The sequence below is a fragment of the Pseudomonas sp. AA-38 genome (assembly GCF_029457475.1).
Lineage (GTDB): Bacteria > Pseudomonadota > Gammaproteobacteria > Pseudomonadales > Pseudomonadaceae > Aquipseudomonas.
In genome coordinates, this window is sequence record NZ_CP120359.1 from 3,624,364 (window position 1) to 3,637,905 (window position 13,542).

The 13,542-nt window shown below is 63.3% G+C and carries 15 protein-coding genes; all 15 read right to left on the reverse strand.

Going from position 1 to position 13,542, the window contains the following annotated elements; genetic code table 11:
- Positions 1-154 precede the first annotated feature (154 nt).
- Complete coding sequence (gene flhB / locus PVE35_RS16725; protein ID WP_277372435.1) at positions 155-1,291, reverse strand: flagellar biosynthesis protein FlhB; 1,137 nt, start codon at positions 1,289-1,291, stop codon at positions 155-157.
- A 2-nt stretch (positions 1,292-1,293) separates the two neighbouring features.
- On the reverse strand, positions 1,294-2,070 hold the full coding sequence (fliR, locus tag PVE35_RS16730; RefSeq protein ID WP_268178239.1) for a flagellar biosynthetic protein FliR: 777 nt from the start codon (positions 2,068-2,070) through the stop codon (positions 1,294-1,296).
- Between the two features lie 13 nt (positions 2,071-2,083).
- Positions 2,084-2,353 (reverse strand): flagellar biosynthesis protein FliQ, encoded by a 270-nt coding sequence (gene fliQ, locus PVE35_RS16735; protein ID WP_268178240.1) that lies wholly within the window; start codon positions 2,351-2,353, stop codon positions 2,084-2,086.
- A gap of 10 nt (positions 2,354-2,363) precedes the next feature.
- Positions 2,364-3,149, reverse strand: a complete 786-nt coding sequence (gene fliP, locus PVE35_RS16740; protein ID WP_268178241.1) for a flagellar type III secretion system pore protein FliP — start codon at positions 3,147-3,149, stop codon at positions 2,364-2,366.
- Positions 3,149-3,577: a flagellar biosynthetic protein FliO gene (gene fliO / locus PVE35_RS16745; RefSeq protein ID WP_268178242.1), complete on the reverse strand. Its 429-nt coding sequence runs from the start codon at positions 3,575-3,577 to the stop codon at positions 3,149-3,151. Before fliO ends, fliP begins: the two co-directional genes overlap by 1 nt.
- A gap of 2 nt (positions 3,578-3,579) precedes the next feature.
- Positions 3,580-4,056: a flagellar motor switch protein FliN gene (gene fliN / locus PVE35_RS16750; RefSeq protein WP_277372436.1), complete on the reverse strand. Its 477-nt coding sequence runs from the start codon at positions 4,054-4,056 to the stop codon at positions 3,580-3,582.
- Between the two features lie 87 nt (positions 4,057-4,143).
- Complete coding sequence (gene fliM, locus PVE35_RS16755) at positions 4,144-5,115, reverse strand: flagellar motor switch protein FliM (protein ID WP_268178244.1); 972 nt, start codon at positions 5,113-5,115, stop codon at positions 4,144-4,146.
- Between the two features lie 12 nt (positions 5,116-5,127).
- Positions 5,128-5,649 (reverse strand): flagellar basal body-associated protein FliL, encoded by a 522-nt coding sequence (gene fliL, locus PVE35_RS16760; RefSeq protein ID WP_277372437.1) that lies wholly within the window; start codon positions 5,647-5,649, stop codon positions 5,128-5,130.
- Positions 5,650-5,920: 271 nt separating this feature from the next.
- A complete protein-coding gene (locus tag PVE35_RS16765; RefSeq protein ID WP_277372438.1) occupies positions 5,921-7,192 on the reverse strand; it encodes a flagellar hook-length control protein FliK in 1,272 nt (423 codons plus the stop codon).
- Positions 7,193-7,290: 98 nt separating this feature from the next.
- A complete protein-coding gene (locus tag PVE35_RS16770; RefSeq protein ID WP_268178249.1) occupies positions 7,291-7,644 on the reverse strand; it encodes an Hpt domain-containing protein in 354 nt (117 codons plus the stop codon).
- A 34-nt stretch (positions 7,645-7,678) separates the two neighbouring features.
- Positions 7,679-9,361 (reverse strand): fused response regulator/phosphatase, encoded by a 1,683-nt coding sequence (locus PVE35_RS16775; RefSeq protein WP_277372439.1) that lies wholly within the window; start codon positions 9,359-9,361, stop codon positions 7,679-7,681.
- 2 nt (positions 9,362-9,363) lie between these two features.
- Positions 9,364-9,669, reverse strand: coding sequence for an STAS domain-containing protein (locus tag PVE35_RS16780; RefSeq protein ID WP_268178252.1), 306 nt, complete (start codon positions 9,667-9,669; stop codon positions 9,364-9,366).
- A 1,234-nt stretch (positions 9,670-10,903) separates the two neighbouring features.
- The gene (gene fliJ / locus PVE35_RS16785; protein WP_268178254.1) at positions 10,904-11,353 is read right to left on the reverse strand and encodes a flagellar export protein FliJ; all 450 of its coding nucleotides are present in this window, start codon (positions 11,351-11,353) and stop codon (positions 10,904-10,906) included.
- A 46-nt stretch (positions 11,354-11,399) separates the two neighbouring features.
- Positions 11,400-12,746 carry a flagellar protein export ATPase FliI gene (gene fliI / locus PVE35_RS16790; protein ID WP_268178256.1) on the reverse strand — a complete coding sequence of 449 codons (1,347 nt, stop codon included), beginning with the start codon at positions 12,744-12,746 and terminating at the stop codon, positions 11,400-11,402.
- Positions 12,736-13,539, reverse strand: a complete 804-nt coding sequence (gene fliH, locus PVE35_RS16795) for a flagellar assembly protein FliH (RefSeq protein WP_268178258.1) — start codon at positions 13,537-13,539, stop codon at positions 12,736-12,738. The genes fliI and fliH overlap by 11 nt, the downstream gene beginning before the upstream one ends.
- Positions 13,540-13,542 lie beyond the last annotated feature (3 nt).

Sequence of the window (13,542 nt, forward strand, 5' to 3'; positions counted from 1 at the left end):
AGCCGAATCAAACTTTTGACGCGAAACTGCGTCCTGATTGGCTAAGGGCAAGAAGTGTTCCAGAAAAGCAGCTACAAGCTGCAAGCCTCAAGCTGCAAGCAAGAAAGAGCAAAAGCGCCCGCCCTCAAAGCGGGTCTTGCTTGCAGCTTGCCGCTCACTCATCCCTACGCAGATCCTGGGGAATCGGCAAGTCCGGCAACGGGCCGGGGCGTTTGGCCTTGCCCGCCTGGAACTGGCGGAGCTGGTAGACATAGGCCAGCACCTGGGCCACGGCCAGGTAAAGACCGGCGGGAATTTCCTGCTCCAGTTCGGTGGAGTAGTAGACCGCCCGCGCCAGAGCCGGCGACTCGAGCACCATGACCTTGTGCTCATTGGCGATCTCGCGAATCTTCAGGGCGATGAAATCGTTGCCCTTGGCCAGCAGTACCGGGGCACCGCCCGAGTTGGGGTCGTACTTCAGCGCCACGGCGAAGTGGGTCGGGTTGGTGATCACCACGTCGGCCTGCGGCACGGCCTGCATCATGCGCCGTTCGGCCATCTCGCGCTGCAACTGACGAATGCGCCCCTTGACCTCTGGCTTGCCCTCGGAGTCCTTGTATTCGTCCTTGACCTCCTGCTTGGTCATCATCAGCTTCTGCTTGTGGCTCCAGAGCTGGAACGGCACATCCACCGCCGCAATCAGGATCAGCCCGCAGGACAACCAGAAGGCGCTCCAGCCGACCACGGTGAGGCTGTGCAGGATCGCCGGCTCCACCGGCTCGTTGGCGATGGCCAGCAGGTCGTCCTGATCCGTGGCCAGCACCAGCAGGGCCACCGCCAGGATCACCAGGAACTTGGCAAAGGCCTTGAGCAGTTCCACCAGCGCCTGTACCGAGAACATGCGCTTGAGGCCCGCCAGCGGGTTCATCCGACTGCCCTTGGGCAACAGTGCCTCGCTGGAGAACAACCAGCCGCCCAGGCCGATGGGGCCGATCACCGACGCGATCAGCAGGACGATGAAGAAGGGCTGCAGGGCCAGCAAGGTCTGCTTGCCGTAGGCCAGCAGGTAGAGAGCCATGCTGTCTTCGCGCATCAGCACCTCGCGCGGCAGGCTGAAGGTGCCGCGCATCAGATCCAGCAAGGCGCCGCCAATCTGGGCGCCGAACAGGATCAGGGCCGCCGTGCCGGCAAAGGTCACCGCCAGGGTGTTGAGCTCCTTGGAACGCGCGATCTGGCCTTTTTTCCGCGACTCTTCGAGCCGCTTGCCTGTGGGTTCCTCGCTCTTGTCGGCGCCGCTCTCGCTTTCCGCCATGGCTACCTCGTCTGGGCGAATTCGCCCAATTGCTGCAGGGCATCACTGGCAATGGCCTGGAACAGGCTGCCGAAGTCGGAGAGGCTGATCCAGAAGATCACCAGGCCCATGGCCAGGGTCAGCGGAAAGCCGATGGAGAAGATGTTCAGTTGCGGCGCCGCCCGTGTCATCACGCCGAAGGCCAGGTTGATTACCAGCAGCGCGGTAACGGCCGGCAGGGTGAGCAACAGCCCGGCGCCGATCACCCAGCTAAGCTTGCCGGCCAGCTCCCAGTAGTGCTGCACCATCAGGCCCTGCCCTGGCGGCAAGCTGACGAAGCTCTCGGCGAGCACTTCCAGCACCACCAGATGGCCATTGATGGCCAGAAACAGCAGGGTCACCAGCATCAGCATGAACTGGCCCAGCACCGGCACCGATACACCGTTGGTGGGGTCGACCATGGAAGCGAAGCCCAGACCCATTTGCATGGCGATGATCTGCCCGGCGACGGTGAAGACGTGGAAGAACAACTGCAAGACGAAACCGAGCATGACCCCGATCATGACCTGCTCGGCGATCAGCAGCAGACTGCGCAAGCTCAGCGCATCCACCTGCGGCATCGGCGGCAGGGTGGGCACCAGCACGACGCAGATGGCCAGCGCCAGGTACAGGCGCACGCGGGTCGGCACCAGTTGCGTACCGATGATCGGCATGACCATCAGCATGGAGGCGATGCGAAACAACGGCAGCATGAACTGGGCGATCCAGCCGCTGATCTGCGCGTTGCTCAACTCCAGCATCGTGCCCGCCCCATCAGCCTATGAGGTACGGAATGTTCTGGATCAGGTTCTGGGTGTACTCCATCAACTGGCTGACCAGCCAGGGGCCGGACCAGATCAGGGTCAGCAGCATGATCAGCAGGCGCGGCAGGAAGCTCAGGGTCTGTTCGTTGATCTGCGTGGCCGCCTGGAACATGGCGACGATCAGACCGACGACCAGGCTCGGCACCACCGCCAGGCCTACGATCAGCACGATCAGCCAGAGCGCTTCGCGAAACAGGTCAACCGCTACCTCGGGAGTCATGCACGCCTCGCTATATGGTGCCGAAACTGGCGGCCAGTGTACCCATGATCAACGCCCAGCCATCGACTAGAACGAACAGCATGATCTTGAACGGCAGAGAAATGATCAAAGGCGAGAGCATCATCATGCCCATCGCCATGAGGATACTGGCCACCACCATGTCGATGATCAGAAACGGAATGAAGATCATGAAACCGATCTGGAAGGCGGTCTTCAGCTCCGAAGTGACGAACGCCGGCACCAGGATGGTCAGCGGCACGTCCTCGACACCGTTGAGGTCGGTGCGCTTGGACAGGCGCACGAACAGCGCCAGGTCGCTTTCGCGGGTCTGCGCCAGCATGAAGTCGCGTATCGGCCCCTCGGCACGGCTCAGCGCCTCCTGGGCGATGATCTCTTCGTTGAGATAGGGCTGCAGGGCATTGGTGTTTATCCGGTCGAACACCGGCGCCATGATGAACAGGGTGAGAAACAGCGCCAGGCCGACCAGGATCTGGTTCGATGGCGTGCTCTGCAGCCCAAGCGCCTGGCGCAGGATGGAAAAGACGATGATGATGCGGGTGAAGCTGGTCATCAGCATGACGAACGCCGGGATGAAACTCAGCGCCGTCATGATCAGCAGAATCTGCAGGCTGACCGAATACTCCTGCTGCCCCTCGGCATCGGTGGACAGGGTGATGGCCGGGATCGACAGCGGATTGTTGCCTGACTGAATCAGCGAGCTCGCGCCAGGCGGATCCGCGGCGAACGCCAGTGAAGCGGCCAGGCTCAACACCAGCACCAGCAAGAAACGCAGCATCAGGACTTGTCCTTCTGATCCTTGCCCAGCAGCTCCATCAGGCGCTGGGCGAATTCCGGGGTGGCGGGTTCGGCATCGGCCAGATGCACCGGCTCCTTGAGCACATGCAAGGGGGTGATGCGCCCGGCCGACAGGCCCAGCAGGATCTGCTCGCTGCCCACCTGCACCAGCACCAGACGATCACGTGGGCCCAGGGGCTGGGTGGCCAGCAACTTGATCACCTGGCCAGTGCGCGGCGTCAGTTGCTGCACGCGGCGCAGCAACCAGGCCAGGGCGAAGATCAGGCCGATCACCAGCAACAGGCCCAGCAGCATCTGCCCCAATTGCCCGGCCAGCTCACCGCCCGCCGACGGCATGGCCTTGGCCGCGGGCTCGGCGGCCTGCGCCACCCAGGGCAGGCACAGCAGCAATGCGAGTAGGCGGCTCATGGTCAGCGCAGCTTCTTGATACGTTCGCTGGGGCTGATCACATCGGTCAGGCGAATGCCGAACTTCTCGTTGACCACCACCACTTCGCCATGGGCGATCAGGGTGCCGTTGACCAGCACGTCGAGCGGCTCGCCGGCCAGGCGATCCAGCTCGATCACCGACCCCTGATTGAGCTGCAGCAGGTTGCGGATGGTGATGTCGGTGTTGCCCACCTCCATGGAAATGGACACCGGTATGTCCAGGATCACGTCCAGGTTCGGCCCTTCCAGATTGACCGGCAGGTGACTGGTGGGCGGTGCACTGCCGAATTCTTCCATGGGCGCGCGGGGCGCTTGCGGCTTGGCAGCCTCCTGCGGCGCCTGCGCCGCGAGCATGGCATCGATGTCCTCTTGGCCGGCATCGCCGGCTTCGGCCAGGGCTGCTGCCCACTCGTCGGCCAGCGCCTGCTCTTCGGGGGAAGTGTTTTCTTCGTCTGCCATGGTAGTTCCTCGCCTGGCTCCTGAATCTGTTTGAAATCTGTCGGGGTCAGGTCTGCCTATGCAGACCGGCCTGAGAAACCGTGCCCATCAGCGCGGTCGTTCGATCGGCTCCAGCACCTGCAGGGCCAGATTGCCACGGTGCGCGCCCAGCTTGACCTTGAAGGTGGGCACGCCATTGGCACGCATCACGATGTTATCCGCCATGTCCACCGGGATCACGTCACCGGGCTGCATGTGCAGGATATCGCGCAGCTTCAACTGACGTCGCGCCACGGTGGCCCCCAGCGGCACGCTGACGTCAAGGATGTCCTCGCGCAGCGCCTTGATCCAGCGCTCGTCCTGAGCGTCGACGTCGGACTGGAAACCGGCGTCGAGCATCTCGCGGATCGGCTCGATCATCGAATAAGGCATGGTGACGTGCAGATCGCCACCGCCGCCGTCCAGCTCGATGTGGAAGGTGGACACCACCACCACCTCGCTGGGGCTGACGATGTTGGCCAGCGCCGGGTTGACCTCGGAGTTGACGTACTCGAAGTTGATGTCCATGACCGCGTGCCAGGCCTCGCGCAGGTCGACGAAGGCCTGATCGAGCACCATGCGCACCACGCGCAGCTCAGTGGGGGTGAACTCGCGCCCTTCGATCTTGGCGTGGCGGCCGTCGCCACCGAAGAAGTTGTCCACCAGCTTGAACACCAGCTTGGCGTCGAGAATGAACAGCCCGGTGCCACGCAGCGGCTTCATCTTCACCAGATTGAGGCTGGTGGGTACGTACAGCGAGTGCACGTACTCGCCGAACTTCATCACCTGTACCCCGCCGACGGCGACATCCGCCGAGCGACGCAGCAGGTTGAACATGCTGATGCGGGTGTAGCGAGCGAAGCGCTCGTTGATCATCTCCAGAGTCGGCATGCGCCCACGGACGATGCGATCCTGGCTGGTCAGGTCGTACTGTTTGACGCTGCCCGGTTCGGCTGCATCCTCGGTATCGACCAGGCCATCGTCCACACCGTGGAGTAGCGCGTCGATCTCGTCCTGGGAAAGCAGATCCTGAACGGCCATGATGACTCCCGCTTACTGCAATACGAAATTGGTGAACAGCACCTGTTCGACCACGGTGCTGCCGGTTTCCTTCTGCGCCACTTCCTGCACGCTGGCCAGTGCCTGCTGCAGGAGCATCTCCTTGCCCAGCGGCGTCTGCAGGGCCTTGAAGTCCTGGCCGGACAGCAGCATCACCAGGCGGTTGCGTAACACCGGCACATTGCTCTTGAGCTTCTCCATGCCAGCGGCATCGCGCCCCATCAGGGCCATGCTCACCTGCAGATAGCGGGTGCGCCCATCGACGTTGTAGTTCACCACGAACGCCGGCTGCAGATCCTGATAGATCGCCGGCTGATGCACCGGCGCAGCCGCAGCGGCCGCATCCTCGTGCGCGGGCTCCTCGGCCTTCTTGTCCTTGCTCAGGAAGAACCAGGTACCCCCGATGGAAAGGCCAACGGCCAGCAGCAGAACCACGACGATGAGAATGATGAGCTTGAGCTTGCTCTTGCCGCCGGGTTGCCCGTCCTCGGCTGGTGCTGCTTCTTTCTTAGCCATGCCAATAATCCGTCGCTATCGAGGTTCTTTCTGCAATCAATGGGTTGGGAGCAAGTGTTATGCCAGCCTGTGAGGCCTGTTGTCCAACCTTGGGCTGCGGATTTAACAGCGCCAGCGGCCTGCTGTCATCCAAAATGCATGCGCCCGAGTGATCTTGCGAACACTCGGGCGCTTGTCAGTCTAGGGTCTGTTGCCGCTTCACGCACGGCGCGTCTTCACAACGACGGTTCCGTGCGGCCGTGTAATCCAGCCGGCAGGGGCCGCCTGGTCTTCAGGCGTAGTAGTCCACCAGCCCGCGGCCCATGCTCGTACGCTCGCTACGAATCTCCTGCGGCACGCCTGAGATCAGCTCGTCACCGCCGCCCATGAGGCCGTCCCCTCGCCTCGACCCTGAACGCTCGTCGCCTTGCGCCTGCCCCTGCCAGCCACGGTTGAGCGACTGATCGGAAACGTTGGCGTCTGCCAGGTTCATGCCTTGCTGAGCAAACATGTCACGCAGGCGATGCATCTGCCCTTCCAGAGTTTCCCTCACAGCCGCGTTGGGGCTGGCGAAGGTGACCTGAGCGGCGTCCTGAGACATGTGCACGCGCACCTCGAGACGCCCGAGATCGGCAGGATCGAGCTGGATCTCCGCCGACTTGAGGTTCTGGCTGGACATCCACATCACCTTGTCCACCACCGCCTCGCTCCAGCCGCCCTGGTTCATCGCCACCGGCTGACCCGGCACCACCGGCACGCGCGTGGCCACCCCGCTCTGCTGATTGATCGCCTGGGTCAGCGCCGAGAGCTTGCTGACGAACTGATCCGGGCGATTGGGCTGGGCGCTCTCCTTGAGGCTTTCCAGCAGATCGCTGGCGCTCTTCTCGAGACCGACCTCCAGGGCCGGCTCCTCCCCTTCCGGGCTCGTCTCGGCCTGCTGCTTGCCCATGCTGGCCATGGCAGCCGCGAAATCCGTGCTGCTGGCCGTACGCGCGGCCTTGGCCTGGGTATCGGGTTGCACCGTCGCCTGCGTCTTGGCCTGCTCTTCCAGTTGCGGCTGCAAGCGAACCATGGCATCGAGCGTCTCGCCGTCGGTTTCGGACTCGGCGGCGGCCTGGGCCGTGAGGTCGGTGCTCACCTTGGCCTCCTTGGTGCCATCGATCAGCAGGGTCGGCAAGGCATCGCCCTCTGCGTCCGCAGTGGGCAACGGCTCTTCGCTGGGCTGCGGCGCCGTGCCGGTGAGGGCCATGGCCAGCAACGGATCGAGCGTCTCCTTCGACTCGTCCTCGGCCGGCAAGGTCTTGCCGTCGGCGGCAACCTCGGGCTGCTCGGCATCGCTGGCTTTTGCCGGTTCAGCCTCATCCTTGCTGGATGGCGCGCGCGCATCGGAGGACTTCCTGGCCTCGACGTTGCGCTCGCCGGCTTGCGTCTGGCGCTCCTTGGCATACACCTTGTCGAAGCTGGAAGGCTCGTTCTTGCTGGGCTCCGGCGCTCTCGCCGGGGGCTTGGCTCTGTTCTTTACCTCAGGCGCAGCCTGCAGGAGTGGTTCGGGCATCACAGGCATGGACGCTCTCCGTCTGTTGGGTCGTGACGGTATCAGAGCAAAGGACGGGCCAACTGCGCATGAACAGGCGCACATGGGCCTCTCGGCCGCTTCGGGGATCAGGGACGATAACGTTGACGTTCGCGCTTGAGCAGGATGCGCACGATGGCGAACTCACGCTCGATCTGCTCGATCAGCTCCGGCGCCAGCTCCAACGCCTCGCGCCGGCCGGCATCTTCGAGCTGCTTGCACAGCCCCGCCAGCATGGGCGCCCCCATGTTGCTACAGCTTCCCTTGAAGCTATGGGCAGCCAGGCGCAATGCCTGGGCATCGGCACGCTGCTCGGCCTGACGGATCAGGCGCAGGCGCTCTTCGGAGTCGACCACGAAGGTATCGAGCAACGAGGGATATTCGCCTTCCATGATGTCCTGCAGGGACGCAAGCACCGCGTCATCTAGATGAATATCGGACACTACTGAGTCACTCCATGAACGACAGCCCGGCGGATTATGCCTCAGCGACCCAGCAAAACTCCACGCTGATCCCTTGCCGATCCCAGTAGCAGACATCGCTCAACTCGCGCACCAGCGCCAGACCACGCCCACATAGCGCAGAATCCGGGGTCGCTGGCGGCAGCATGTCAGGCAAACCCGGCCCACTGTCCTCGACCCGCACGATCAGGCGCCCACCGCCGTCCTGCGGGCACAACTGCAGGTGGAAACGCACATAGCCTTCCTGCAGTTGCATCAGGCGCAGGCGGCGCTCACGGTAATACTCGGCAAAACCGCTGGCGTCACGCTTGAGCGCCGAATCCAGGCCCATCACGCCATGCTCCAGGGCGTTGGAATAGAGTTCGGTCAGCACCGTGTAGATTTCCCCGCCGCGCGGCCGTAGCGCCTGCACTTCCATCAGCAGTTGCAAGAGGTAAGGCAAGGGATTGGAATGACGTAGACTCTGTGCACGAAACTCGAAGCGGGCCGACCAGTTCAACGGGCTGCTCTGCCCGGAATCGGCAAAGGCCAGCGAATGCGGCCGCGCTTCGTCCTCGTCGAGGCCGACCTGCAGCATGCTGACGTCATCGCGTTGCTCGCCGCGGAAGGCGGCCAGGGCCTCCTGGATTTCCTCGAACAGGGCATCGGGCTGCCGGTTGGCCTCCAGCACCCCGAGCAAACGGCTTTCACCGAACAGTTGCCCTTGGCGATCACTGGCCTCCAGCACACCATCGGTGAGCAGGAAGATGCGATCGTCCGGCTGCAGCGGGTACACCTCGCAGCGGTCGATGAAAGCCGCTGGTTCGAGAATGCCCAGCGGCAGGTGACGTGATGCCAGCACCTGATGCGGCCGCCCATCGCCATGCAGCAGATAACCATCCGGCAGACCGCCGTTCCATACCTCCAGCATCCTGCGCTGGCTGCCGATATGCAGCAGCGTGGCGCAACAGAACACGCCGACAGGCAGGATGCGCTTGAGCTTGGCATTGATCTCGCGGAGCACTTCGGCCAGGGCATGGCCCTTGGCCGTCATGCCATAGAAGACTTCGGCCAGCGGCATGGCGCCGATAGCTGCCGGCAGCCCATGCCCGGTGAAATCGCCGAGCATCACATGCATGCCCCCGGAGGGCGTATAGGCGGCCAGCAGCAGGTCGCCGTTGAACAGCGCATAGGGTGATTGCAGGTAACGAATATTGGGGGCGTTGAGGCAACCGGCATGCGCCACCCGATCGAAGACCTCCTTGGCCACGCGCTGCTCGTGCAGGAGCTGCTCGTTGTGCCTGGCGATCATGTCGCGCTGCTCAAGCACGGTGGCCTGCAGGCGCCGCAGACGATCCATGGCCTTGATCTTGGCTTCGAGAATCACCCGATTGTAGGGCTTGGCGAGAAAATCGTCGCCGCCTGCCTCCAGGCAACGCACCAGGGCCTCGTTCTCGGTCAGAGAGGTGAGGAAGATGATCGGCACCAGCGCGTCGCCGGCCTGCTGCTTGATCCGCCGCGCCGCCTCGAAACCGTCCATCACCGGCATCAGCGCGTCCATCAGGACGAGCTGCGGACGCTCCTGCTCGAACAACGCGACGGCCTCCAGGCCGTTGCTGGCGGTGAGCGCGCGATGCCCCTGACGGCTGATGATGGTCGACAGCAGCATGCGATCGGCTGCGTTGTCCTCAGCGATCAGGATGGACAGACGCTCAGGCATGGTCAGCCGATCTGGAAGAGTTGCTCGAAATTGGAGATGGCGAGGATCTTGCGCACGTCGCCGCTGCAGTTGAGCAGGCGGATCTGCGCCGAGTCGCCACCGGCGTGATCGCGCAACAGCAGCAGCATGCCAAGCGCGGAGCTATCCAGATAGCTGGTTTCCTTCAGATCCACCAGATAGCGTTTAGGCGTAATGCTGACGCGCTCGTAGGCATCGCGAAACTCCTGATGCGAGGCGAAATCGAAACGCCCGCGAATGGTGATGGTCAGCTCCTGGCCGTCGGCCGATGCTTGCGAGGTAATGCTCATACCGGGTTCCTTATCACAAAACTGTTCTCAGCTTAGCCGGTTTATCGGCTGGAGAGGATGACAGGCAAGCGTTTTGTTTGACAGCCTCCAGGCCTCGCAGCGCGAAACGGCAACAGACCCTAGCAGACCGTTGAATAACGTAGGCGGCGACTGTATGGATGCAGGAGGTAGAGCGACGCAGGAAGCCCAAGCCGAGGCAGGCTGGCCCGAAGGGCGAGCGCAGTGAGTCAAAAAGCACTGGGCCCGCACTCGGGGTTACGTGCTGTAAATGAGCATTTTTGAGGTTCTTCACGGAATCTCGGGAAAGTCAGTCTTGATACCGGACTGGCAAGTTTGTGTGAGTGTGCTTTCGTTTTCGGTGTAAAGCTGCTTATCGGCGTTTAGTTGATATCTCCCGTTTCGCCCCCCGGCGACCTTCTTTTGTCAAACGCCACAAAAGAAGGCAAAAAGGCTTGGCCCCGCCATCCGGCCCCGGCTTCGCCGGGGTTCGTTCGCTCCATCGTTACTCCGAGGGCCCGCCGCGAAGGGCCATCCCTTGCCCATCGCGGCTCTCGCGGCATCCATGCCGCTCAACCCTCTACGCAACGATTCCCACTCACCCTCCTGAAGGGGCCATTCGCGCGACTGAACGAATTGGTATTTCAAGGTATAGACGGAGTGTTCTGGTAGCGGTGAAGTGTCGGGTTAAATCAAAACTTTCATTCGCGTAGTTTCAGCCGGCATCCCGGTCAGCCCTACGGCTGACCCATGTTCAAGCACTCCACGCTAATTCTGGGTTACCGCAGGTTCAGGCGCGTGCAGAGCCCGCCCAGGAGGGCGAACGGAATCGTCGTGGAAGAGGTCGAGCGACATGGATGTCGCGAGAGCCACGATGGGCCAGGGATGGCCCACCGTGGCGGGCCTCTGGAGCGGCGATGGAGTGAGCGAACCCTCGCGCAGCGAGGGCCGGATGATCGGGCGGAGGGTTTTGGTTACTTTTGCCCTACAAAAGTGACTCGCCCGGGAGGGCGAAACCAGAGACATCAACAAAAACGCGGCAATCCGGAACAAGCACCCGAACAAGCAACAAGCCCCCACACAAACTTGCCAGTCCGGTGTCAACCAGGCATTCCCCACTGAAAGTGCGATGAACCTGTTTTTAACGCAGTATTATCAACGCACGACTGCATGGATGCAGGAGGTAGAGCGACGCAGGAAGCCCGAGCCGAGGTAGTTTTTCAACAGCCTGCTAGGCTCAGCGCTCGCGGCCATCGAGCAGGCGTTGCGCCAGCTCGTCGAGCAACTTCTGCTCACGCCGATCCTCGGCCTGGCGGGCCTCGTCGCGGTAGCGCTGCACCAGCTTGCGCAGCCCTTCGAGTCGGGCGTAGCGCTGTTGCCAGATGCCCCGAGCCTTGTCCAGATTGGCGCGGTGCCAATCCAGGCTCTGGTTCTGCTGGCCGATGGCGGTTTCCAGCTGCGCCAGAAAGCGCTGATAGTTCATCAGCCACTGCCCGGAAACACCCTTGCTGCCCTCGCTGATCCACTGCTGCTGGTAGTCGCCGCGAAAGCGTTCCAGTTCGCCGAGCTTGGCTTCGGCCTGGCTCACCAGGCCCTGACAGTGGCCAAGTTGGCGGGCCGCTTCGCGCTCGGCCTTCTCGGCCATTTCCACCACCGGCTGCAGGCGCTTGGCGCGGCTGAGGCTCATCGAGCCCAGGCTCCGATGCAGACGGCGCTTGGTTCAGGCACCTTGCTCACTGGCCCAGCACCGCGCTCAGTTGTTCACGGCTCTGGGCCATGCTCACGCTCTCGTCGAGCCCCTGGCGCAGGTAATGCGCCATCTGCGGCTGGCGGGCGATAGCCAGGTCGGTGTCGGCATCGCCACCGGGCACATAGGCACCGACGCTGATCAGGTCACGACTCTGCTGATAACGCGACCAGAGCTGCTTGAAGCGCTGTGCCTGCTTGAGCTGCTCCGGCGGCACCACCTGCGGCATCACCCGGCTGATGGACGCCTCGATGTCGATGGCCGGGTAATGCCCCTCCTCGGCCAGCCGCCGTGACAGCACGAAGTGGCCATCGAGCACGCCGCGCGCCGCATCGGCAATGGGATCCTGCTGGTCGTCGCCTTCGGAAAGCACCGTGTAGAAGGCGGTGATCGAGCCGCCACCAGCTTCGGCATTGCCGGCACGCTCCACCAGCTTGGGCAGCCTGGCGAACACCGAAGGCGGATAGCCCTTGGTCGCCGGCGGCTCGCCGATGGCCAGGGCGATCTCGCGCTGGGCCTGGGCATAACGGGTCAGCGAATCCATCAGCAGCAGCACGTTCTTGCCCTTGTCGCGAAAGTATTCGGCGATACGGGTGCAGTATTGCGCGGCACGCAGGCGCATCAGCGGCGCATCGTCAGCGGGCGAGGCGACCACCACGGAGCGTTTGATGCCCTCCTCGCCGAGAATCTCGTCGATGAATTCCTTGACCTCACGGCCCCGTTCGCCGATCAGGCCGACCACGATGATCTCGGCCTCGGTGAAGCGGGTCATCATGCCCAGCAGCACCGACTTGCCCACGCCGGTGCCGGCGAACAGGCCGAGGCGCTGACCACGGCCCACGGTGAGCAGGCCATTGATGCTGCGGATGCCGACATCCAGAGGCTGACTGATGGGGTCACGGTTGAGCGGGTTGATGCTCGGGCCATCCATCGGCACCCAGTCCTCGGCCTTCATCCCGCCCTTGCCATCGAGCGCGCGCCCGGCGCCGTCGAGCACCCGGCCGAGCATCGACATGCCCATGGGCAGACGCCCGGTATCCGGTAGCGGCACCACGCGCGCACCCGGTGCGATACCCGCCAGGCTGCCGACCGGCATCAGGTAGATCTTGCCGCCGGAGAAGCCCATGACCTCGGCCTCGACCTGCACCGGATGGTAGCTGTCGCTGTTGATCACCAGGCAGCGGCTGCCGATGGCGGCACGCAGACCTTCGGCTTCCAGGGTCAGGCCGACCATGCGCAGCAGGCGCCCCTCGACCACGGGTTGACTAGGCAGGCTGATGGCGTCGACATAGGCATCCAGACGCCTGGCGAAACTGATTCGGTCAAGGCGCATCGACGGCGTCCAGATCCAGGCTGATGTCCGCTTCCGGTGGCTGGCCGACCTGTGCGCGCTGCTGCTCGAACAACTGCTTGAGCGACTGCGCCAGGCGCGTCTCGACGCTGGCGTCGATCAGGCTGTGCTCGGACTCGATGCGGCAACCGCCGGGCAGCAGGCTCTCGTCCTCGAGGATGCGCCAGCTTTCCTCGTGGCGCTCACGCAGGGCCTTGATGGTGTCGAAATCCTGCGGATTGACCTGGATGCGCAGGTTGTCCGCCCCCATCGGCAGCAGTTTCAGCGCCTCACGCAGCACCTGGCGAATCTGGCTGGAGTCGGTGTTCAGCTCGCGCTGCACCACCTCGCGCACCATGTGGCTGACCAGCTTGACCAGCGCCACTTCCAGTTGCTGATCCTGCTCGGCAATGGGCTCGAGTAGCTGACTCATCAGCTTGTCCAGGCCCTGCAACTTGAGCGCCAACGCGGCATCGGCCTCCTGCTTGGCCTTGAGCTGGCCGGCATGGAAGCCATCTTTCTCGCCTGCGGAGAAACCTTCGTTGTAGGCATCCTGACGAATGGCCTCTAGCTCGTCGAGCGTCAGCGGCTTGACGTCCTCCAGAGCCACCTCTTCGGACTGTGCCGCCTCTTCGGCGGACGCCGGCTCGCTGGGCGCTTCGTCGACCGCCTCTGCCGTCTGCGCAGGCTCGTCCCCGGCATCACCAGGCTCGTCGAAGCTGGGCAAGGCCCAGCGGTCGAACCCGGTCAGATCCTTAGCGCGGATCAGTTCGCTTTCCGGCTCCTTGGGCGCCATGCT